Below are 20,297 nucleotides of genomic sequence, written 5' to 3'. Positions count from 1 at the left end.
GGGGGTTTCGGGGCAAGAGGCCGCCAAGGAAGTGCAAGGGAATGTTCAGGACGGTGTTCTGCTCGAACTGCCGCGTGAAGGGCTTGATTTGAGTTCGAACAGGACTACCCGTACGGGTGGTTCTCCGGAAGGTTGCTGCGAGTTTTCCGCGATGATCTTACGGAGGATCAGATTGTTTCTGAGTGTGTCTCAACTGGCCGTGGCCAGCAGCTTGGTGACCCGGTCGGCGTCGCAGGTGCGCGGGCAGGTGGCGCAGGTGTCCTGCGGGCGCAGTGTGTAGAACATGCAGCAGCTCGCGCGGTCCCGGGTGCGCAGCGGCTCGCCGCCGGGGCCGGTCAGCTCCCGGAACGCCGCCGTGCCCACGTACGGCTTCGTCGCGCCGGGCAGGAGCAGCTCCAGCTCGCGCATCGCGCGCCGTTCCTCGATCTCGCCGAACAGCTGGGCGACGTACCAGAGCCCCTCGACGATCTCGTCGGTCGCCATGCCCCACAGGGCCCGGCCGCGGCGCCGCATCCGGGGTCCGAAACCGGTCAGGACCGGCTCCAGGTGCTCGGCGACCGCCGACCGCACCTCGGCCCGCAGCGCCTCCTCGTCCGGGACGACCCGGGCGCCGGGCAGCGTCGCGGCCTCGTCGCCGGGCAGGCAGGCGAAGCCGGCCGGGCGGACGGCCATGCGGCCGATGGGGTGGCCGGGGGCGGTACGGTCGTACGAGACGTGCGTCACGGGGTAGCGGGGTACGCGGCGGTTCAGGAACCAGGGGACGGTGATCAGCAGGCAGGCCGGCCAGGCGTAGCGGTGCAGGCCGAAGCTGGCGATGACGTCGGGGCGGGCCCGCTGGTCGTAGTCCCGCTCTATCTGATCCTCGTCCCAGGACAGGAAGGCGTCGAGGGCGGGTCCGGCGGCCGCGAGGTCGGCGGCCGTGGCCCAGGCGCCGCCTTGCGGGGTCGTGTCCTCGGGGTTCAGTTCGGTGACGGCGAGCCCCGGGAGGACCTCGGCCAGACGGGCGTAGGCGCCGGAGACGGCCGAACGGGGCACGGGCATGCGATCACCGATCCACGTCTGGAGGAGAGCGGGGGTTCTGGAGGTAAGCCTAACCTAACCCAAGATCGCTGGGATTTGAACTGACGCTCGGGGCGCTTATGGTGCTTGACGGCCGAGTAACAACCCGCCGTAATGACCGCAAGTACCGATACGTCCGGAGGGGGACCCGTGAAGCAGGACGCGCAGGGCTCCGCCGGGACGGGGGAGCCCTGGTCGGCTGTGCCGGCCGGGCAGGCTCGGGTGCCGCGGCAGGCCGGGGCGGCGGGGGCCGACGGGGCGGCGCGCGGTGAGCACACGCATGGTGAGCCGGCCCTCGCGCGGCCCAGGCCCGTCATTCAGCGGTCCTCCGTGCGCGGGCAGATCGTGGACGCGCTGCGGGCCGCGCTGGTGGCCGGGGATCTGAGGCCCGGGGAGGTGTACTCGGCGCCGGTGCTCGGTGAGCGGTTCGGGGTGTCGGCGACGCCGGTGCGGGAGGCGATGCAGCAGCTGGCCATCGAGGGTGCCGTCGAGGTCGTGCCGAACCGTGGGTTCCGGGTGGTCGAGCGGGGGGCGCGGGAGCTGGCGGAACTGGCCGAGGTCCGGTCCCTGATCGAGGTCCCGGTGATGCTGAAGCTGGCCCGTACGGTTCCCGCCGAACGCTGGGCCGAGCTGCGGCCCCTCGCCGAGGCGACGGTCCGCGCGGCGTCCTCCGGCTGCCGCGCGACCTACGCGGAGTCCGACCGGGTGTTCCACCGGGCCGTGCTGTCCCTCTCCGGCAACGAGCAGCTGGTCCAGATCGCGGAGGACCTGCACCGGCGGGCGCAGTGGCCGCTGGTCGGGGGCGGGCCGGGTGGTCGGGGGCGGGCCGATCTGGTGGCGGACGCGCATGAACACACGGCGTTGCTGGACGCGTTGATCGCCCGGGATCTGGATGTGGTGCGGGTGCTGGTGGGGGAGCACTTCGCGGGCGCGGGCTGAGGGCCGCGCGCGTAGCGCCGGGTGGTGGGTCGGGGCCGCGTCGGGGGGTGTCCGTCCTCGGAACGGCGCGATGGGGTCTCACGCCGACTAGCTGTTCGTTGACGCGCCAACCGCTGCGGGCGGACACCCCCCGACACGTCCCCTTCCGTGCGTACCCAGCTGCGGGCAATCGTGCTGCTAAGGGCGGCACGGGTGGGCGGTGGGGGTCCCCCCGCTCGAGCGAAGCCGAGAGTGGGGGAGGCACCCCGCTACGCCGGGCTGCGGACCCACCCCGCCTCAGCGACGACGCCGGGTGCCTCGTGACGTGCTCAAGCTGTCGCCGCCGGCGGCAACGGGGCCAACTGCCGTGCCAGCCAGGTCGGTACGCCCCCGAGCAGCCGGAACAGCCGCCGGGCCTCCTCCCGCAGCCGGGACGCCTCCGGCTCGGTCTCCGTGTCGGCCAGGGACACCAGCGCGGGGGCCGTGCCCACGAGATACCCCAGCTCCTCCCGGATCCGCAGCGACTCCGCGAAACCGTGGCGGGCCTCCGCCAACTCCCCGTCCCGCAGGGCGAGTCCGGCCAGATGGCGCCACGTGAACGACAGCAGCAGCGGGTTGGCATGCGCCGTGGCCCCCGCGTGAGCACGGCGGTACGCCGCCCGCGCCGCCTGCGGAGCGCTCGTCAGGTTCTCCGCCAGCAGACCGCGACGGAAGTCCAGCAGGGCCCGCTGCGGAGCCCCCGGAGGGATCAGCGCTGCCGCCCGCCCCAGCGCGGCCCGCGCCTCGTCGGCCCGGTCCCGGACCGCGAGCAGCGTCGAGGCGTAGGCCAAGTAACCGCGTTCACAAGCGGCCGCGCCCCGCTCGTCGTCGGTGTGGGCCAGCGCCTCGGCCGTCCGCAGCGCGTCCTCGGCCTCCTCCCAGTCCCGCTCGGTGTACAGGCACCGTTCCACCAGCAGCGACGCACGTTGAAGCGCCGCCGCGGGTGTATCCGGCAGCAGCAGGGCGGCCGCGTCGGCCCAGCACCCGCGTGAGCGCAGCCGCCATACCGCGGTCTGGAGGGGATCGTCACCAGGGGTCGTTCCGTTACCAGACATGGCGGTTTGCGCCACGTTGCCCTCCCCGAGCACGCCATCGAGCTGTTGAGTGGTGGCGGCATCTCAGCACGAATCGCGGGGTCGGGCCAAGAGGGTGGGTGAAGGATTTCACAAAGTCGTGGGACTCAGGGGCGTCCCGTGTTTGGGACGGGACACCCCGTGTCTCAGCTCATGCGCAGGGCCAGGAAGAAATCCAGCTTGTCCTCGAGCCGCGACAGGTCACGGCCCGTCAACTGCTCGATCCGTCCGACCCGGTAGCGCAGCGTGTTGACGTGCAGGTGGAGGCGGCCTGCGCAGCGGGTCCAGGAGCCGTCGCAGTCCAGGAACGCCTCCAGGGTGGGGATCAGCTCGGCCCGGTGGCGGCGGTCGTAGTCCCGGAGGGGGTCCAGGAGTCGGGCCGTGAAGGCGCGGCGGACGTCGTCCGGGACGAACGGGAGCAGGAGGACGTGCGACGCCAGTTCCTGGTGGCCCGCCGCGCAGACCCGGCCCGGCCGGGCCGCCGCCACCCGGCGGGCGTGGCGGGCCTCCTCCAGGGCGCCTCGCAGGCCCTCCGCCGAGTGCACGGCCGCGCTGACGCCGAGGGTGAGGTGCCCGTCGCCGTCGAGACCCGCTGTGAGGGGGTCACGTACGGATTCCAGGAGTACGTCCGCGAGGACGCCGGTCTCGGAGCCGTCGTGCTCCGCCGCGACGGCGGAGAGGGGGACCAGGGCGATGGCCTCGTCGCCGGTGTGGGCGACGGCGATGCGGTCGGAGTGCTCCGGGCCCGCCGCCAGGGGGTCGACGAGGATCTCCTCCAGCAGGGCCTGGGCCACCGGGCCGCTCTCGATCTCGTCCCCGTCCCAGTCGACGCGGGCCACGATCACCTGCCAGTGCGGCGCGGCCCCGAGGCCGGGCAGCAGCACCGGCGCGGCCACGCGCAGGCGGGCGGCGATCTCGGCGGGGGCCGCGCCCGTCTGGACCAGTTCCAGCACCTCCTGGGCGAGACGGCGGCGGACCGTGCGGGCCGCGTCGCGGCGGTCCCGCTCGACCGCGATCAGCTGGGTGACGCCGTGCAGCAGGTCGAGGCGCTCCTCGGCCCAGTCCCCGGCGTCCGCCTCGACGGCCAGCAGCCAGTCGGACAGCAGAGTCTCGCGGGCATCGCGGGCGGTTTGCGGGGAGCGGCCCGTGGAGCGGATCGGGAACAGGGAGTAGGTGGTACCGCCCAGGAGGACGCGGTGCGGGGCGCGGCGGCCCGTGCGGGTGGCGGTCAGGTGTTCCGCCGCCAGTCGTCCGCAGGTCTCGGCGGGCAGGGCGGGGCCCGCGGCCTTCGAGCCCGCGATGAGCCGGCCCGTGGGGGCGAGGACCCAGGCCCGCAGGTCCAGGTCCGAGCCGAGCAGGTCCAGGACCACGTCCGGGCCGCCGCCCGCCGGGCCCGAGGTCATCATCCGGCGGTGGCGGTCGACCACCGCCGCGAGGTCTCCGGCGCGCTCGCCGGAGACCTGCCGCACGACGTGCTCGGTGATCGTCGCGAACGCCACCGACTCGTGCACCGCGAAGAGGGGGAGACGGTGACGGGCGCACGCCGTGACCAGGTCGTTCGGGACGTCTCCGAGCTCGGCCTCGCCCGCGGCGAGGGCCGTCACGCCCTGCTGCACCAGGATCCGCACGAACGGCTCCGAGTCCTCGGCGTCATGGCGCCAGGCCAGGCCCGTGAGCACCAGTTCGCCGCCCGAGAGGTAGCGGCTGGGGTCGCGGAGGTCGGTGGTCATCACGCCGCGCACCGTGCGGTCCAGCTCTTCCTCGCCGCCGAGCAGCTTGAGGCCCAGCGCGTCGGTGTCCAGCAGTGCGCGCAGCCGCATTCTCGTCGCCGCCGTTCTCTGTCTCGAAATCAGTGGTGGATCGTGTGGGGTTTCGGGGTGAACGTCTGTTCGTCGGGCTGGTGAGCGATGCTCGCCGGGTCCGAGCCGTGTCCCGGCTGTGTCCCAGGTCACGCGGCTGTGTCGCGCGTTTCCACAGGAGAACGAGGAGGTTTCTGATGGCCTCCGTTCATACGAATCTACAAGATGCCCGTCCTGGCCAGCCAACTCCTTCATGGTTTCCGTGACTGACCCCGTCGGAGTACCGCGCTGTGTACTGAGGCCACTACGCGTAAACAGCACATGAACGAGCCGGGACCGCCGCACACGGATTGGCTCAATCTGAACGCCCCACGAGAAGACGGAGAAGAGAGCCGGTCATGGACTTCCTTCGCCCCGCCAGCTGGGAGGAGGCGCTCGCCGCGAAGGCCGAGCACCCCACCGCTGTGCCGATTGCGGGTGGCACCGACGTGATGGTCGAGATCAACTTCGACCACCGCCGGCCCGAGTACCTCATGGACCTGAACCGCGTCGGCGACCTCTCCGAGTGGGAGGTCGGCGAGGAGGGCGTACGGCTGGGTGCCTCCGTGCCGTACACGAAGATCATGGAGAACCTGCGTGCCGAACTGCCGGGGCTGGCCCTCGCCTCGCACACGGTCGCCTCCCCGCAGATCCGCAACCGCGGCGGCGTCGGCGGCAACCTCGGCACCGCTTCCCCGGCCGGCGACGCCCACCCCGCCCTGCTCGCCGCGGGCGCCGAGGTGGAGGTCGAGTCGGTGCGCGGGTCGCGCCGAATCCCGATCGACGAGTTCTACACGGGCGTGAAGCGCAACGCGCTGGCGGCCGATGAGCTGATCCGGGCCGTGCATGTGAAGAAGGCCGACGGGCCGCAGCAGTTCTCCAAGGTGGGGACCAGGAACGCGATGGTCATCGCCGTGTGCGCGTTCGGGCTGGCGCTGCATCCCGAGACGCGGACCGTGCGGACCGGGATCGGTTCGGCCGCCCCTACGCCCCTTCGGGCCAAGGCCGCCGAGGAGTTCCTGAACGCCGCTCTGGAGGAGGGCGGCTTCTGGGACAACGGGAAGATCGTCACCCCGTCGGTCGCCAAGCAGTTCGCGGACCTGTGCTCCGCCGCCTGCAACCCGATCGACGACGTCCGGGGCACCGCGAGCTACCGCCGCCACGCGGTCGGCGTCATGGCCCGCCGCACGCTGACCTGGACCTGGGAGTCCTACCGCGGCACCCGCCGCATCACCGAGGGAGCTGCGTAATGCGCGTCAACTTCACGGTCAACGGCCGTCCGCAGGAAGCCGACGACGTGTGGGAGGGCGAGTCCCTGCTGTACGTGCTGCGGGAGCGGCTCGGGCTGCCGGGTTCGAAGAACGCCTGTGAGCAGGGCGAGTGCGGGTCGTGCACGGTCCGTCTCGACGGTGAGCCCGTGTGCTCGTGCCTGGTGGCGGCGGGTCAGGTGGAGGGCCGCGAGATCGTCACCGTCGAAGGGCTCGCCGACTACGCCAAGCAGCGCGCCGAGAGCGGCTGCGCGACCGGCGCCTGCGGTACGTCGCTGCAGAACGCCCAGGGGTGGCAGGCCAAGGGCACCGACTCGCACACCGGCGAGGGCACCGAACTCTCCCCGATCCAGCAGGCGTTCATCGACGCCGGCGCCGTCCAGTGCGGCTTCTGCACACCCGGTCTGCTGGTCGCCGCCGACGAGATGCTGGAGCGCAACCCCAACCCGAGCGACGCGGACATCCGTGAGGCGCTGTCGGGCAACCTGTGCCGCTGCACCGGCTACGAGAAGATCATGGACGCGGTCCGCCTGGCGGCCGCCCGGCAGGGAGAGGCGGTCTGAGCATGCCCACCAATGGCGCACCTACGAAGATCACCCAGGGCTCCCGGACCAAGGGCGGCATCGGCGAGTCCACGCTCCGCCCGGACGGCACCCTCAAGGTCACCGGCGAGTTCGCGTACTCGTCCGACATGTGGCACGAGGACATGCTGTGGGGCCAGATCCTCCGGTCGACCGTGGCGCACGCCGAGATCGTGTCCATCGACACGGGCGAGGCGCTGGCCACGCCGGGCGTCTACGCCGTGCTGACGTACGACGACCTGCCCACCGAGGTGAAGAACTACGGGCTGGAGATCCAGGACACCCCGGTCCTCGCCCACGGCAAGGTCCGCCACCACGGTGAGCCGGTCGCCATCGTCGCCGCCGATCATCCGGAGACCGCGCGGCGCGCCGCCGCGAAGATCAAGGTCGACTACCGCGAACTGCCCGTCATCACCGACGAGGCGTCGGCGACCGCGCCGGACGCGATCCTCGTCCACGAGGGCCGCGACGACCACCACGCCGGGCACGTCCCGCACCCGAACATCGTCCACCGCCAGCCGATCATCCGCGGTGACGTCGACGCCGCCCGCGAGCGGGCCGACGTCGTCGTCGAGGGCGAGTACACCTTCGGCATGCAGGACCAGGCCTTCCTCGGCCCCGAGTCCGGTCTCGCCGTGCCGGAGGAGGACGGCGGCGTCCACCTCTACATCGCCACCCAGTGGCTGCACAGCGACCTGCGTCAGATCGCGCCCGTGCTCGGCCTGCCCGAGGACAAGGTGCGGATGACGCTCTCCGGCGTCGGCGGCGCCTTCGGCGGCCGCGAGGACCTGTCGATGCAGATCCACGCCTGCCTGCTGGCCCTGCGCACCGGCAAGCCCGTCAAGATCGTCTACAACCGGTTCGAGTCCTTCTTCGGGCACGTCCACCGCCACCCGGCGAAGCTGTACTACGAGCACGGGGCCACGCGTGACGGCAAGCTGACCCATATGAAGTGCCGGATCGTCCTGGACGGCGGCGCCTACGCCTCCGCCTCACCGGCGGTCGTCGGCAACGCCTCCTCCCTGTCCGTCGGCCCGTACGTGATCGACGACGTGGACATCGAGGCCGTCGCCCTCTACACCAACAACCCGCCCTGTGGCGCCATGCGCGGTTTCGGCGCGGTCCAGGCGTGCTTCGCCTACGAGGCGCAGATGGACAAGCTGGCGCAGCGGCTCGGCATGGACCCGGTGGAGTTCCGGCAGCTCAACGCCATGGAGCAGGGCACCCTCCTGCCGACCGGGCAGCCGGTCGACTCCCCGGCCCCGGTCGCCGAACTCCTGCGCCGCGTCAAGGCGATGCCGATGCCGCCGGAGCGCCAGTGGGAGAGCAGCGAGGGCGCCGACGTACGGCAGCTGCCGGGCGGCCTGTCCAACACCACGCACGGGGAAGGCGTCGTACGCGGTGTCGGCTACGCGGTCGGCATCAAGAACGTGGGCTTCTCCGAGGGGTTCGACGACTACTCGACCGCGAAGGTGCGGATGGAGGTCGTGGGCGGTGAGCCGGTCGTCACGGTCCACACGGCCATGGCCGAGGTCGGGCAGGGCGGTGTCACCGTGCACGCGCAGATCGCCCGGACCGAGCTGGGCGTCACTCAGGTGACCATCAACCCGGCCGACACCCAGGTGGGCAGCGCCGGTTCGACCTCCGCCTCCCGGCAGACGTACGTCACCGGCGGCGCCGTGAAGAACGCCTGCGAGATCGTGCGCGAGAAGGTCCTGGAGATCGGGCGCCGCAAGTTCGGCTCCTACCACCCGGCCTGGGCGACGGCAGAACTGCTGCTGGAGGGCGGCAAGGTCGTCACGGACGGCGGTGAGGTCCTCCGCGACCTGGCCGACGTGCTGGAGGGCGAGACCGTCGAGGTCGAGGAGGAGTGGCGGCACCGGCCGACCGAGGCCTTCGACCTGCGCACCGGGCAGGGCAACGGGCATGTGCAGTACTCGTTCGCCGCGCACCGTGCCGTCGTCGAGGTCGACACCGAGCTCGGTCTTGTGAAGGTCATCGAGCTGGGCTGTGCCCAGGACGTCGGCAAGGCGCTCAACCCGCTGTCCGTGCTCGGCCAGATCCAGGGCGGCACGACACAGGGCCTGGGCGTGGCGGTGATGGAGGAGATCGTCGTCGACCCGAAGACGGCGAAGGTGAAGAACCCCTCCTTCACCGACTACCTGATCCCGACCATCCTCGACACGCCGACCATCCCGGTCGACGTCCTCGAACTCGCCGACGAGCACGCCCCGTACGGGCTGCGCGGCATCGGCGAAGCACCCACCCTGTCGTCGACTCCGGCGGTCCTCGCGGCCATCCGGAACGCGACCGGGCTCGAGCTGAACCGGACTCCGGTACGGCCCGAGCACCTCACGGGTACGTCACTCTCCGAGGCCTGAGCAGGAGAGTTCCGTCCGGGGGGCCGTGTCCCCCGGACCCCTTAGTTCGTCTCGGGCCGTCCCCCGGGTCGTGCATCCCAACCCCCTATGAAACTTGGGAGTAGGCCCACATGACCCAGTCACTTGAGCCGAGGACCACAGCCGAAGACGCGGGCGAAGGCACCCGCGTCCCGGCCGGACGGTCCTGGCTCGACCGGTACTTCCACATATCCCGCAGAGGGTCCACGGTCGCGCGTGAGGTGCGCGGTGGCGTCACCACCTTCATGGCGATGGCGTACATCCTCCTGCTCAACCCCCTGATCCTGTCCGGCAAGGACGTGGCGGGGGACACCCTCGCGCAGCAGGGCCTGATCACCGCGACCGCGTTCGCGGCGGCCCTCACCACGCTGCTGATGGGGTTCGTCGGCAAGGCGCCGCTCGCCCTCGCCGCGGGCCTGTCCGTCTCCGGAGTCCTCGCCTCCCAGGTCGCGCCCGAGATGACCTGGCCGCAGGCGATGGGCATGTGCGTGATGTACGGCGTGATCATCATGCTGCTGGTCGTCACCGGCCTACGCGAGATGATCATGAACGCGATCCCGCTCGCGCTCAAGCACGGCATCACGATGGGCATCGGCCTGTTCATCGCCCTGATCGGCTTCTACAAGTCCGGCTTCGTGCACCAGGGGGAGGCGACTCCCGTCACACTCGGCCCGGCGGGCGAACTGGCCGGCTGGCCGGTCCTGCTCTTCGCCGGCACCCTGCTGCTGATCTTCATGCTCCAGGCCCGGAACATCCCGGGCGCCATCCTCATCGGCATCGTCGGCGGCACGATCGTCGCCGCGATCCTGAACGCCGCCGGCGTCGTAGACCCCAAGCAGTGGGCGGCCGGCGCCCCCGAACTGCACGGCAGCGCGGTGTCGATGCCCGACTTCTCGCTCTTCGGGGACGTGGAGCTGGGCGGCTGGGGCGAGGTCGGCGCGATGACCGTCGGCATGATCGTCTTCACGCTGGTGCTGGCCGGGTTCTTCGACGCGATGGCGACCATCATCGGCGTCGGCACCGAGGCCAAACTCGCCGACGACAAGGGCCGGATGCCGGGCCTGTCCAAGGCGCTGTTCATCGACGGGGCCGGCGGCGCGATCGGGGGCGTGTCCGGCGGCTCGGGCCAGACGGTGTTCATCGAGTCGGCGACGGGTGTCGGGGAGGGCGCGCGCACGGGCCTGGCCTCGGTCGTCACCGGTGCGTTCTTCGCCGCCTGTCTGTTCTTCACACCGCTCACGGCGATCGTGCCGCAGGAGGTCGCGTCCGCCGCCCTGGTCGTCATCGGCGCGATGATGCTGATGAACGCCCGGCACGTGGACTGGGCCGACCGGGCCACCGCCATCCCGGTGTTCCTGACGGTCGTCCTGATGCCGTTCACGTACACCATCACCACCGGTGTCGCCGCGGGCGTCATCTCCTACGTCGCCATCAAGACCGCCCAGGGCAAGGTGCGCGAGATCGGCGCCTTCATGTGGATCCTGACGGCGGTGTTCCTCGTCTACTTCGCCCTCAACCCGATCGAGAGCTGGCTGGGCGTCCACTGACCCCCGTCGCACCGCCCTCGCAGCCTCGCAGCCTTAAGGAGACCGAGACAGATGCTGGACATCGCCGAGGAGCTCAACCGGTGGGTCGAGCAGGGCCGTGACTTCGCCGTGGCCACCGTGGTGGCCGTCGGCGGCAGCGCGCCCCGCCGGCCCGGCGCCGCGCTCGCGGTGGACGCAGAGGGCACGGCGATCGGCTCGGTCTCCGGCGGCTGTGTGGAGGGCGCGGTCTACGAGCTGTGCGAACAGGCGCTGCGGGACGGCGAGACCGTCCTGGAGCGCTTCGGCTACAGCGACGACGACGCCTTCGCCGTGGGCCTGACCTGCGGCGGCGTCATCGACATCCTGGTCACCCCGGTACGGGCCGCGGATCCGGTCCGGCCGGTGGTCGCGTCCGCGCTCACCGCCGCCGCTCAAGGGGAGGCGGCGGCGGTGGCGCGGATCGTGTCGGGCCCGCGCGAACTGACGGGCCGGGCCCTGCTGGTCCGCCCCGACGGGTCCTACGACGGAGGCTTCGGCGCCCATTTGGAGCTGGACCGTACGGTCGCCGCCGAGGCGGGCGCCTTCCTGGACGCCGGCCGCACCGGCACCCTGGAGATCGGAGAGCAGGGCTCACGCTGCGGAGCACCGCTCACGGTCCTGGTCGAGTCCTCGGTCCCGCCGCCCCGCATGATCGTCTTCGGCGCGATCGACTTCGCCTCGGCGCTGGTGCGCATCGGCAAGTTCCTCGGCTACCACGTCACGGTGTGCGACGCGCGGCCCGTCTTCGCGACCAGGACGCGTTTCCCGGACGCCGACGAGATCGTCGTCGAGTGGCCCCACCGGTACCTGGAGGACACGGACGTCGACGCCCGTACGGTCCTGTGCGTCCTGACCCACGACGCCAAGTTCGACGTGCCCTTGCTGAAGCTGGCGCTGCGCCTGCCGGTGGCGTACGTCGGCGCCATGGGCTCCCGGCGCACCCACCTGGACCGCAACGCCCGCCTGCGTGAAGTCGGAGTCACCGAAATGGAGTTGAGCCGGCTGCACTCCCCGATCGGCCTGGACCTCGGGGCCCGTACGCCCGAGGAGACGGCCCTGTCGATCGCGTCGGAGATCGTCGCCGGGCGGCGCGGCGGCAGCGGGGTCTCGCTGACCGGGGCCCACACGCCGATCCACCACGATCCGGAGCCGGGGGCGGTGGGGCGGATCGGGACGGTGGCCTGAGACCCCCGGGGACTAGCCTGCCTCGGCCTCCAGGAGCGAGAACGGTTCGGCCTCCGGCAGCGGGGTGACCGTGACCAGGGACAGCCCGGCGGCCTGGCACAGGTCCTCGAAGTCCTGGCGGGTGCGTTCCCTGCCGCCCACGTTCACCAGCATGTTGAGGTCGCTGAGGTAGGTGCCCCCGTCACCGTCGGTCCCGACGGCCTCGGGCAGGACGGGTTCGAGGATCAGGACGCGTCCGCCGGGCGGCAGCGCCGCGCGGCAGTGGCGCAGGATGGTGACCGCACGGTCGTCCGGCCAGTCGTGCAGGATGCTCTTCATCAGATAGAGGTCCGAGCCCTCGGGAACCGAGCGGAAGAAGTCCCCGGCGGCCAGGGAGCAGCGTTCCGTGAGTCCGTGCCGGCGCAGGGTCTCCGGCCCCTGGGCCAGACCCTCGGCCGTGTCGTACACGGCACCCTTGAGGCCAGGGAACGCGGTGAGTACGCCGGCCAGGAGCGTGCCGTCCCCGCCGCCGACGTCCGTGACCGAGCCGAACCGGCCGAAGTCGAAGGCGCCCGGCAGCGCGGCGGCGGTCTCCGCGGTGGCCTGGCTCATCGCCGCGTTGAACATCGAGGACAGCTCGGGCTGCCCTGCGAGGTGGCTGAAGAAGTCCGTGCCGAAGACGGCGTCGAACGCGACCTCTCCCGTGCGGACGCTGTCGTCCAGGTGCTCCCAGGCGCGGATGATCGCCGGCTCGGTGAACATCCGCACGAAGGAGGTCAGCGAGTCGGGGCGGTTCGAGTCGAGGAGGGCGCCCGCGGAGGTCACCGCGAAGGTGCCGGGGGCGTGTTCCTCGAGCAGGCCGAGGCCGGCCAGGGAGCGCAGCAGCCGGGTCATGGGCTGGGGCGCGGTTCCGGCGTCGGCGGCCACGTCGGCGGCGGGGCGCGGTGTGTCGCTGATCAGCTCGACGATCCTCAGCCGGACGGCCGCACGGACGGTCTGGGCGGCCATGCTGCCGAAGACGAGCCGTACGAGCAGGTCGCGGTCTTTCACGTCGGCCGCGAGAACGTGGGTGTTCGCCACGGGTCCTTCCTCCTGTGCGGTGGGTCCGGTCGGTCGGCGGACGCGGCGCGGCCGGCCAGGGCGGTGGGCGTGCAGCCCGCGAAGGCCAGTACGTCGCGGTGGAGATGGGGCTGGTCGGCATAGCCGCACGCCAGAGCGACGTCGGCGGCGTTCTCGCCGGCCACGAGTGCCCGGGCGGCGTGGTCGAAGCGGACCAGCATGGCGGCGCGCTTCGGGGTGAGGCCGATCTGGTCGCCGAACCGGGACCACAGCCGCTTGCGGCTCCAGCCGCAGGAGGCGGCGAGCTCACCGACCCGTACCCGGCCCCGCCGGGCCACGATGGTCTCCCAGGCGGCGGCGACCTCCGGCGCCATCGCCGGTGCCCGCGCGGCCCGCCCGGCGAGGAACTCGTCCACGAGCGCGAGACGGTGCTCCCAGTCGGGGGCGTCGGCCATCCGCTCCCTCAGCCGTCGCCCGTCCCGCCCCCAGAGGTCGTCGAGCCCGGTGACGGACCCGTCCAGCTCGCGCGGCGAGACACCCAGCAGCGCATAGGCGGTCCGGGGCGACAGGCTCATCTCGACGCACTCGACACCCGCACCGCGGATCCGGGCCGGTCCGGGCGACAGCGCGGCGACGAGACTTCGCAACGGCCGGTGCCCGGTGGCGCCCTCGACGGAGAACGGTTCGTCCCCGAGGCCGATGACGACGATCACCGCCGGCTGAGGCAGCACCCGCAAGTCCAGCCCACCGGCGGTCCGCTCACGGAACCCGGCCATCCGGACACCGTCGAGCGACAGGTCGCCGCGGGGCAGGACGACGTCCCAGCCGGGCTCGGACTCCGCTTCGTAGCTGCGCATGTCTCCACGGTCGCCGACATCCGGGCGTCTGTCTTGGACGAAAGTTCCGTACAAAGTCTTGGACGAACGTTTGTACAGAAGCGTGCCCGGCGCCCGTCACGCCTGTCTCAGCAGGCGGTTCAACGCACGGCCGAACACATATCGTGCCGAGCGCCGCACCACGCCGTCGAAGAGCGACGGCAGCAGCCGGATCCGGATCTCCTCCCGCCACACCACGCGGGTGCGGCCGCCGGGCCCCGGCCGTACCTCCAGCTCCGCCCAGCCCAGCACCACACTGCCCCGCTTCTCCAGACGGCACATCCCCGGGGCCCCGTCCTCCGGCGGCTCCCACACCGTGACCTCCATCGGGTCGTCGAAGGACAGCGGTCCGACGCCCGAGCGGGCCACGACGAGAGTGCCGACGCGGGTCGGCTCGGACGGGACCGGCCCCACCCGCGTCAAGGGCACCCCCTCACCGTGCCGCCGCCACTCCGTGATCCGCCGCCACGCCTCGTCGAGGGGGAGCGGGACCGTCCGTTCGAGCAGGATGTTCGCCACGTCCCGATCGTAGGGAACCCACGCTGCCCAGCGGCCCGCTCGGGTACGGCTCACCCACTCGGCCCAGACCGGACCCCGGGCCGTACGCGGCGGCCATACGCGCGGTTCATAGTGGCCCGAAAGGCTCCCGACCGGTCTGACCTGGTGTTTGAGAAGGCCGCACCGCGGCACTCGCCAGCATCTAGGCCCCGCACGCCGCCCGGGACGGAGCACAGCCGTATGACCTTGTACGCCGTCGTGATCCCCACCCTCGTACGGGACACCCTCGCCGACTGCCTCGCGGCGCTCGCCGCCGCGACCGGACCGCGCCCCGGCGAGATCGTCCTCGTCGACGACCGGACCGACCCCGCCCCTGGGCAGCTCGAGCACCCGTTGAGCGTCCTCGGCGACCTGCGGGAGCGCACCACAGTGCTGGGCGGCGGCGGTCGTGGGCCCGCCGCCGCCCGCAACACCGGGCTGCGCGCCGTGACGGCGCCGTGGACCGTGTTCCTCGACGACGACGTCCAGGTCGGGCCCCACTGGTGCGATCAGCTGGCCGAGGACCTCGCCGAGGCGTCGCCCGACATCGCCGGCGTCCAGGGCGTCATCGCCGTCCCGCTGCCCGGCGAACGCCGCCCCACCGACTGGGAACGCGGCACGGCGGGACTCGCCCGCGCCCACTGGATCACCTCCGACATGGCGTACCGCACGGAGACGCTCAAGCAGGTCGGCGGCTTCGACGAACGCTTCCAGCGTGCCTTCCGCGAGGACGCCGACCTCGCGCTGCGCGTGCTCGACTCGGGCTGGCGCATCCGGCAGGGCCGCCGCACCACGCGGCACCCCGTGCACCCCGCCTCCCGCTGGGTGTCGGTGCGCCAGCAACGCGGCAACGCCGACGACGCCCTCATGCGGCATCTGCACGGGCCCGACTGGTGGGACAAGGCGGTCGCGCCGCGCGGCCGGATCCGCACCCATGCGGCGATCACGACCGCGGGGGTCGCCGCGTGCGCCCTGGCCGCCGCCGGGCACGGACGGGCCGCGACGGCCTGCGCGCTCGGCTGGGCGGCCGGCACGGCGGAGTTCGCCCGGGCCCGCATCGTGCTCGGCCCGCGCACCCGCCACGAAGTGACGACCATGGTGGCGACCAGCGTGCTCATCCCGCCGGCCGCGACCTGGCACCGGCTGACGGGCGCCTGGCGCCACCGCCATGCCTCGGCCTGGCGGGAGGAAGTGACCTCATGAGGCCCGTGCGCTCCACGAGCCCCGCGCGTCCGGTGAAGGCCGTGCTGTTCGACCGTGACGGCACGCTCGTCGAGGACGTCCCCGACAACGCCGACCCCGACCGCGTGCGCCCCGTCGAGGGCGCCCGCGAGGCGCTCGCCCTGCTGCGCGAGCGCGGCATCCGCACCGGCGTCGTCAGCCACCAGTCCGGCGTCGCGCGCGGGCTGCTCACCGACGCCGACGTGCGCCGCGTCGACCACCGCGTCGACGAACTCCTCGGCCCCTTCGACGTGTTCGCCGTCTGCCCGCACGGCCCCGACGACGGCTGCCACTGCCGCACGCCCCGGCCCGGCATGGTGCTGTGGGCGGCCGGGCGGATCTGCACCCGGCCCGCCGACCTCGTCGTCATCGGCGACACCGGGGCCGACGCGGAGGCCGCACGCCGGGCGGGCTGCCACGGCATCCTCGTCCCGACCGGGCGGACCCGCCCCGAGGAGACCACGCGCGCGGATCATGTCGCCCCGGACCTGCTGACGGCCGTCCGCGCACTCCTGGACGGACCGCCCAGGGGCCGCGTCCTCGCTGACGAACGCCCCATCCAGGAAGCCTTCACGGCCGATCCCGGGTAGGGGCGAACGGCCCGGTACGCGGTGCCCGTAGAGAGGCCCTCGGCGCTACCGGCGGACGCTCAGGTCCCGCACCACCGGCACATCAGCCGGAACGTCGCGTACAGGGTCAGCGGGCATATGGCGGCGAACGCCCAGATCACCCCCGGCTCGGAGGTGACGATGCCGGCCACCAGCAGGCCGGCCGACATCGCGAGCAGGGCCACCACGGTCCAGACGCGGGGGCGGTAGCCGGCCAGGCGGGCCAGGACGCGGGCGGGGTCGGGGCGACGGCGCACGCGCAGGGTGCGCAGCCGGCGGTCGAGGCGGCGGTCGCGGCGCAGGGCGCGTTCCATCTCGTCGAGGATGCGCTGCTCGTGATCGGGAAGTCGGCCGATGGACACGCTCTCTCCTTCCGGGCGGCCGGACCGTCTCTCCTCCCGGGGGGACGTGCGGCGGGGGAAGCGGGGAAGTACAGCGGGGAACGTAGATGCGGATGCCCCGTGAGGTCACGGAGCTAACCGGCGACCGGCCGTGCCAGCGCCTCGACGAGCCGGTCCGCGCTGTCCGGCACGGTGCCCTCGCGGAATCCGTCGCGGATCTGCCGGGCGGTCACCCGGCCGCCGGTCAGGCACCAGTCCCACCAGCGGTCCAACTGCCGCACGTCCAGCCGCTCGGCGGCCACCAGCGCGGGCCAGCCACAGGCGCGGGCCTGCGCGGTCAGCTTCGCGCCGCCCGCGACCGGGTCGACGGCCAGTACCGGCGTGCCGACCCGCAGCGCGATCACCAGCCCGTGCAGCCGGTCGGTGACGACAAGGTCCATCCGGGCCAGCACGGACTGGAGCTGCGCCGGAGTCGCACTCAGATGCCAGTCGTGCGTGTCGAGTCGCGTCTCCAGTTCCAGCCTGCCGCAGTCCTTCCCGGCCAGCCACCGCGTCACCTCCTCGGCGACCTGCCCGTGCCGCCGAAGGCGCCCGTACTCGTGCTGCCCGTGCGCGAGGATCACCCCGACGACGGGCCGGGCGGGCACGTCCGGGGCGCGGGCCGCCAGATCCTCCACCGGCTCACGGTCGGGAGCGTCCCGCGGCAGCACCCGGTGGAAGCCGGTCACGGCCGTGCTGCCGGGGTCGATCACCGAGGTGCCCACGGCGATCCGCACACAGTGCGCGAACCGCCGGTGCAGCTCCTCGACCTGCGGGCCGTGCAAGGGGCCGCACACGAACACCAGGTGGGTGTAGTCCTCGGGCCACAGCCGGTCCAGATGCAGGGCCTCCGGACGGAAGCCCGGACTCCAGGCGACGTCGTAGGGGATGCCCGTCCCCACCAGCACGTCCTCCACCCGGCGCAGGGCCAGGACGTCTCCGGCGGTCGCCTCCCTGTCCCGGAAGCTGAACCACCCGGTCAGCAGAACCCTGCGCGGTCGCTTGCCGTCTTGTGAGTGCACATGCCCTGAGTGCCCATCCCACTAGGAAGACAATCAGGGCATTACGTGCATTTAACCTGCCGTCACTGAGTGTAGAAGGTGGCGTCCGCCCGGTCGGTCGCCGTGCTCACCGTCTGCACGTTCAGCAGGTACTCCCAGTGGCGGACGTATCGCCCGAGTAGTCCCCGCCGTGCTACGGCGCGGCCGTGCGTCTCGGCTCGTAGGAGAGCTGCTTGATGCGGCGCAGGGTCAGTGCGGTCTCGACGGACTGGACGCCTTCGAGGGCCCCGATCTTCTCGCTCAGGTACGTGTACAGGTCCCCGGCGCTGCGGTGCAGGGTCGCGGCGAGGATGTTGGCCTGGCCCGTGACGGCCGCGGCGAACGGGACCTGGGGGTGTTCGGCGAGGACGCGGCCGACGGAGGCGAGGGAGGCCGGGGCCACGGTGAGCCACAGCATCGCCTCCACCTCGTGGCCGAGGAGCCCGGCGTCGTGCTGGACGTCGAAGTAGAGCACGCCGGTGGACCGCAGGCGCTCCAGGCGCCGCTTGACCATGGACTCCGACTGGCCGGTGGCCGCCTGGAGTTCGGTGAGCGTGGCCCGTCCGTCGTGCCGGAGGGCGTCGAGGAGCGACTCGTCGTCCGCGTCCAGGCCGACCGGGCCCGTGGCGGTCGCGACGGGCGGCGGGCGCAGTGCCGCCTCCTCGTCGGGGGAGAGGGCGTCGGCCTTGTTGAGCCAGCCGAGTGCGCCGCCGTAGAAGGGGTGCAGGACGCAGTGGGCGCTGACCGACGTGACCCGCGGGGTGCGCTGGAGCCGGTCGAAGAGGAGCTCGTCGCGGGCCTCCCGGCTGCGGGGCTTCATCGTGCACATCACCTCCGTGCCGCCGGAGTTCAGGCTGACGTACGAGGTGTCCGGGCGGCGGGCGAGCGCGCCCGCGAGCTGCTCGGCCACGTCCGGGGTGCAGCGCAGCCGGACGATCCAGCTGCTGCGGCCGAGACGGTTCTCGTCGGTCACGCCGAGCACCTTCAGACGCGCGCGGGTGCGCAGCCCCCGGTAACGCCGGGCGACGGTCTGGTCGGAGACGCCGAGCACCTGAGCGATCCGGCTGAACGGCGCCCGCCCGTCCAGCTGGAGCGCCTGCAGCAGCTTCAGGTCCAGCGGATCGAGGGCGGCGCCGGGTTCCATCGGGGTCTCCTCCTCGATCGTGATCGCGTACGGACTGCAAGGAGACCATGCCGCCCGTCTCCTTGCTGATCACTGACTTCGGCTTTGCTCAACCGTGGACGGTCTTCGCGGCCCGGCCCGGCCGTAGGCTGGACGCATGGCTCGTGCGGCCGAGGACACGGCCCTCTCGCTCACGGTCCGGCCGTCGGCGGCCGGGCTCGTGCCGTTGATCGGTGCGCTGGGGTATGTCGAGGGGAGATTCGCGCATGGCGCCGAGCTGGCCCTGCCGACGGGTGGGGCGCAGCTGCTGGTGAACCTCGACGGGGACGCCTTTTCCTCGTCGCCGCTGAGGGGCGCTGACCGGCGTACCCGGGGCGCGGCCGTGCAGGGGCCGTACACCGAGCCGGCCCTGATCGACCCGGCGCAGCAGCGCGCCGTCGTGTGGGTGGCGTTCCGCCCGGCGGGGGCGTATCCCTTCCTCACCGCCCCGGTCTCCGCGTTCCGCGACGAGCTGGTCGGACTCGACGAGCTGTGGGGCGCGGACGGCGCCGTGCTGCGCGAGCGGTTGCTGGAGGCCATGGCCGCCGGTGGCCCGGAGGCGGGGCTGCGGGAGCTGGAGACGGCCCTGCTGGGGCGGGCGGAACGTCCGCTGGAGCCCGACCCGGCGGTCCGCCTCGCCGCCGTACTGCTCGATCGCGGCACGCCCGTGGGCGAGGTCGCCGACCGGCTCGGCTGGACCTCCCGGCGGCTGGCCCGCAGATGCGCCGAGCAGCTGGGGCTCCCGCCCAAACGGTATGCGCGGGTACGGCGCTTCCAGCGGCTGCTGCGGCGCGTGACATCCGGGGCCGGCGCGCCGGACTGGGCTGTCCTCGCCGCGGACTGCGGCTACCACGACCAGGCCCATCTGATCCATGAGTTCCGCGCGCTCGCGGGGATCACCCCGACCGCGTACGCACCGCGCTCGCCGCTGGAGCGCAACCACGTTCCGCTCGGCGGGTGACGGGCCCGGCCGACCGTTTTCTACAATCCACGGCCTCCGGGACCCGCGATCGTGAAGGCATGACGAACACACCCGACACCCCACCCGACGCCCCGGCCGTCACCAGGCTCTACGCCCGGCTCGTGGTCTCCGACGGACCCCGGGCGATCGACTTCTACCGGGCCGCCCTCGGCGCCGTGGAGATCGAGCGGTACACCGACCCCGAGGGCAGGATCGTGCACGCCATGCTGCGTCTCGGCGGCGCCGTGATCGCGGTCAAGGACGCCGACGACGGCGACCCGGCGCCGGACTCCCTCGGCGGCTCCCCGGTGATCATGGCGCTCGACGTGTCCGACGCCGACGCCGTCGCCGAGGCCATGCTGCGGGGCGGCGCGACGGTGGTGTACCCCGTCGCCGACCAGCACTACGGGCAGCGTGGCGGCCGTCTCGCCGACCCGTTCGGCCATCTCTGGATGATCTCCCAGCCGATCGAGGAGCTGACGCCCGAGGAGATCCAGGCGCGTACGACCGACCTGTTCACCTGACGAGCCCGCCGCCCTACGGTCGTGAG

At 72.5% G+C, this 20,297-nt stretch carries 19 protein-coding genes; 10 read left to right on the top strand and 9 right to left on the bottom strand.

The features are described from left to right. Positions 1–189 precede the first annotated feature (189 nt). Positions 190–1,041 carry a (2Fe-2S)-binding protein gene (locus OG542_RS07930; RefSeq protein WP_328409405.1) on the bottom strand — a complete coding sequence of 284 codons (852 nt, stop codon included), beginning with the start codon at positions 1,039–1,041 and terminating at the stop codon, positions 190–192. Between the two features lie 168 nt (positions 1,042–1,209). Here OG542_RS07930 and OG542_RS07925 point away from each other — a divergent pair, with 168 nt between their 5' ends. Further along, a complete protein-coding gene (locus OG542_RS07925; RefSeq protein ID WP_328409403.1) occupies positions 1,210–1,998 on the top strand; it encodes a GntR family transcriptional regulator in 789 nt (262 codons plus the stop codon). A 308-nt stretch (positions 1,999–2,306) separates the two neighbouring features. Here OG542_RS07925 and OG542_RS07920 read toward each other — a convergent pair whose 3' ends face one another. Both OG542_RS07920 and OG542_RS07915 read right to left on the bottom strand, forming a co-directional pair. Then, positions 2,307–3,071 (bottom strand): hypothetical protein, encoded by a 765-nt coding sequence (locus OG542_RS07920; protein ID WP_311128448.1) that lies wholly within the window; start codon positions 3,069–3,071, stop codon positions 2,307–2,309. 164 nt (positions 3,072–3,235) lie between these two features. Further along, positions 3,236–4,909 (bottom strand): PucR family transcriptional regulator, encoded by a 1,674-nt coding sequence (locus OG542_RS07915; RefSeq protein ID WP_328409400.1) that lies wholly within the window; start codon positions 4,907–4,909, stop codon positions 3,236–3,238. A 377-nt stretch (positions 4,910–5,286) separates the two neighbouring features. Between OG542_RS07915 and OG542_RS07910 the strand changes: the two genes are divergently transcribed. The 5 genes from OG542_RS07910 to OG542_RS07890 all read left to right on the top strand — a co-directional run bounded on the left by OG542_RS07910 (position 5,287) and on the right by OG542_RS07890 (position 11,925). After that, positions 5,287–6,177, top strand: a complete 891-nt coding sequence (locus OG542_RS07910) for an FAD binding domain-containing protein (RefSeq protein ID WP_328409398.1) — start codon at positions 5,287–5,289, stop codon at positions 6,175–6,177. Then, a complete protein-coding gene (locus OG542_RS07905) occupies positions 6,177–6,758 on the top strand; it encodes a (2Fe-2S)-binding protein (RefSeq protein ID WP_328409396.1) in 582 nt (193 codons plus the stop codon). The genes OG542_RS07910 and OG542_RS07905 overlap by 1 nt, the downstream gene beginning before the upstream one ends. Positions 6,759–6,760: 2 nt before the next feature. Continuing rightward, complete coding sequence (locus OG542_RS07900) at positions 6,761–9,157, top strand: xanthine dehydrogenase family protein molybdopterin-binding subunit (RefSeq protein ID WP_328409394.1); 2,397 nt, start codon at positions 6,761–6,763, stop codon at positions 9,155–9,157. 110 nt (positions 9,158–9,267) lie between these two features. Then, positions 9,268–10,722 carry an NCS2 family permease gene (locus tag OG542_RS07895; protein ID WP_328409392.1) on the top strand — a complete coding sequence of 485 codons (1,455 nt, stop codon included), beginning with the start codon at positions 9,268–9,270 and terminating at the stop codon, positions 10,720–10,722. Between the two features lie 51 nt (positions 10,723–10,773). Beyond that, on the top strand, positions 10,774–11,925 hold the full coding sequence (locus OG542_RS07890) for an XdhC/CoxI family protein (RefSeq protein WP_328409391.1): 1,152 nt from the start codon (positions 10,774–10,776) through the stop codon (positions 11,923–11,925). 12 nt (positions 11,926–11,937) lie between these two features. On the opposite strand, the gene OG542_RS07885 is transcribed toward OG542_RS07890, so the two are convergent. From OG542_RS07885 to OG542_RS07875, 3 genes are all read right to left on the bottom strand, one after another. Next, complete coding sequence (locus OG542_RS07885) at positions 11,938–12,984, bottom strand: methyltransferase (RefSeq protein WP_328409389.1); 1,047 nt, start codon at positions 12,982–12,984, stop codon at positions 11,938–11,940. Next, a complete protein-coding gene (locus tag OG542_RS07880) occupies positions 12,951–13,820 on the bottom strand; it encodes a helix-turn-helix domain-containing protein (protein WP_328409387.1) in 870 nt (289 codons plus the stop codon). The genes OG542_RS07885 and OG542_RS07880 overlap by 34 nt, the downstream gene beginning before the upstream one ends. 96 nt (positions 13,821–13,916) lie before the next feature. Beyond that, a complete protein-coding gene (locus tag OG542_RS07875) occupies positions 13,917–14,357 on the bottom strand; it encodes an SRPBCC family protein (RefSeq protein WP_311128455.1) in 441 nt (146 codons plus the stop codon). Between the two features lie 219 nt (positions 14,358–14,576). On the opposite strand from OG542_RS07875, the gene OG542_RS07870 reads away from it, so the two are divergent. Then, positions 14,577–15,578 carry a glycosyltransferase gene (locus OG542_RS07870; protein ID WP_328409385.1) on the top strand — a complete coding sequence of 334 codons (1,002 nt, stop codon included), beginning with the start codon at positions 14,577–14,579 and terminating at the stop codon, positions 15,576–15,578. Then, positions 15,575–16,186: a D-glycero-alpha-D-manno-heptose-1,7-bisphosphate 7-phosphatase gene (locus tag OG542_RS07865; RefSeq protein ID WP_328409383.1), complete on the top strand. Its 612-nt coding sequence runs from the start codon at positions 15,575–15,577 to the stop codon at positions 16,184–16,186. The genes OG542_RS07870 and OG542_RS07865 overlap by 4 nt, the downstream gene beginning before the upstream one ends. A 59-nt stretch (positions 16,187–16,245) precedes the next feature. Here OG542_RS07865 and OG542_RS07860 read toward each other — a convergent pair whose 3' ends face one another. The 3 genes from OG542_RS07860 to OG542_RS07850 all read right to left on the bottom strand — a co-directional run bounded on the left by OG542_RS07860 (position 16,246) and on the right by OG542_RS07850 (position 18,768). Next, complete coding sequence (locus OG542_RS07860; RefSeq protein WP_328409381.1) at positions 16,246–16,566, bottom strand: DUF3040 domain-containing protein; 321 nt, start codon at positions 16,564–16,566, stop codon at positions 16,246–16,248. A gap of 113 nt (positions 16,567–16,679) precedes the next feature. Beyond that, on the bottom strand, positions 16,680–17,606 hold the full coding sequence (locus OG542_RS07855; RefSeq protein ID WP_311128459.1) for a polysaccharide pyruvyl transferase family protein: 927 nt from the start codon (positions 17,604–17,606) through the stop codon (positions 16,680–16,682). A gap of 172 nt (positions 17,607–17,778) precedes the next feature. Next, on the bottom strand, positions 17,779–18,768 hold the full coding sequence (locus OG542_RS07850; protein ID WP_311128460.1) for an Lrp/AsnC family transcriptional regulator: 990 nt from the start codon (positions 18,766–18,768) through the stop codon (positions 17,779–17,781). A 136-nt stretch (positions 18,769–18,904) separates the two neighbouring features. Here OG542_RS07850 and OG542_RS07845 point away from each other — a divergent pair, with 136 nt between their 5' ends. Together OG542_RS07845 and OG542_RS07840 are read left to right on the top strand one after the other, a co-directional pair. Then, positions 18,905–19,747 (top strand): helix-turn-helix domain-containing protein, encoded by an 843-nt coding sequence (locus tag OG542_RS07845; RefSeq protein WP_328409378.1) that lies wholly within the window; start codon positions 18,905–18,907, stop codon positions 19,745–19,747. A 59-nt stretch (positions 19,748–19,806) separates the two neighbouring features. Then, the gene (locus OG542_RS07840) at positions 19,807–20,271 is read left to right on the top strand and encodes a VOC family protein (protein ID WP_311128462.1); all 465 of its coding nucleotides are present in this window, start codon (positions 19,807–19,809) and stop codon (positions 20,269–20,271) included. Positions 20,272–20,297 lie beyond the last annotated feature (26 nt).

It is taken from the genome of Streptomyces violaceus (assembly GCF_036014075.1).
Lineage (GTDB): Bacteria > Actinomycetota > Actinomycetes > Streptomycetales > Streptomycetaceae > Streptomyces > Streptomyces violaceus.
Note: the sequence above shows the minus strand (reverse complement) of the source record. Positions and strands in the feature narration are given on the sequence as shown.

Excerpts from the sequence above, each read along its gene's own strand:
- OG542_RS07840 (WP_311128462.1), top strand. The coding sequence starts at position 19,807 with ATGACGAACACACCCGACACCCCACCCGACGCCCCGGCCGTCACCAGG.
- OG542_RS07870 (WP_328409385.1), top strand. The coding sequence starts at position 14,577 with ATGACCTTGTACGCCGTCGTGATCCCCACCCTCGTACGGGACACCCTC.
- OG542_RS07900 (WP_328409394.1), top strand. The coding sequence starts at position 6,761 with ATGCCCACCAATGGCGCACCTACGAAGATCACCCAGGGCTCCCGGACC.
- OG542_RS07845 (WP_328409378.1), top strand. The coding sequence starts at position 18,905 with ATGGCTCGTGCGGCCGAGGACACGGCCCTCTCGCTCACGGTCCGGCCG.
- OG542_RS07930 (WP_328409405.1), bottom strand. The coding sequence starts at position 1,041 with ATGCCCGTGCCCCGTTCGGCCGTCTCCGGCGCCTACGCCCGTCTGGCC.
- OG542_RS07850 (WP_311128460.1), bottom strand. The coding sequence starts at position 18,768 with ATGGAACCCGGCGCCGCCCTCGATCCGCTGGACCTGAAGCTGCTGCAG.
- OG542_RS07865 (WP_328409383.1), top strand. The coding sequence starts at position 15,575 with ATGAGGCCCGTGCGCTCCACGAGCCCCGCGCGTCCGGTGAAGGCCGTG.
- OG542_RS07905 (WP_328409396.1), top strand. The coding sequence starts at position 6,177 with ATGCGCGTCAACTTCACGGTCAACGGCCGTCCGCAGGAAGCCGACGAC.
- OG542_RS07920 (WP_311128448.1), bottom strand. The coding sequence starts at position 3,071 with ATGTCTGGTAACGGAACGACCCCTGGTGACGATCCCCTCCAGACCGCG.
- OG542_RS07910 (WP_328409398.1), top strand. The coding sequence starts at position 5,287 with ATGGACTTCCTTCGCCCCGCCAGCTGGGAGGAGGCGCTCGCCGCGAAG.
- OG542_RS07880 (WP_328409387.1), bottom strand. The coding sequence starts at position 13,820 with ATGCGCAGCTACGAAGCGGAGTCCGAGCCCGGCTGGGACGTCGTCCTG.
- OG542_RS07895 (WP_328409392.1), top strand. The coding sequence starts at position 9,268 with ATGACCCAGTCACTTGAGCCGAGGACCACAGCCGAAGACGCGGGCGAA.
- OG542_RS07915 (WP_328409400.1), bottom strand. The coding sequence starts at position 4,909 with ATGCGGCTGCGCGCACTGCTGGACACCGACGCGCTGGGCCTCAAGCTG.
- OG542_RS07890 (WP_328409391.1), top strand. The coding sequence starts at position 10,774 with ATGCTGGACATCGCCGAGGAGCTCAACCGGTGGGTCGAGCAGGGCCGT.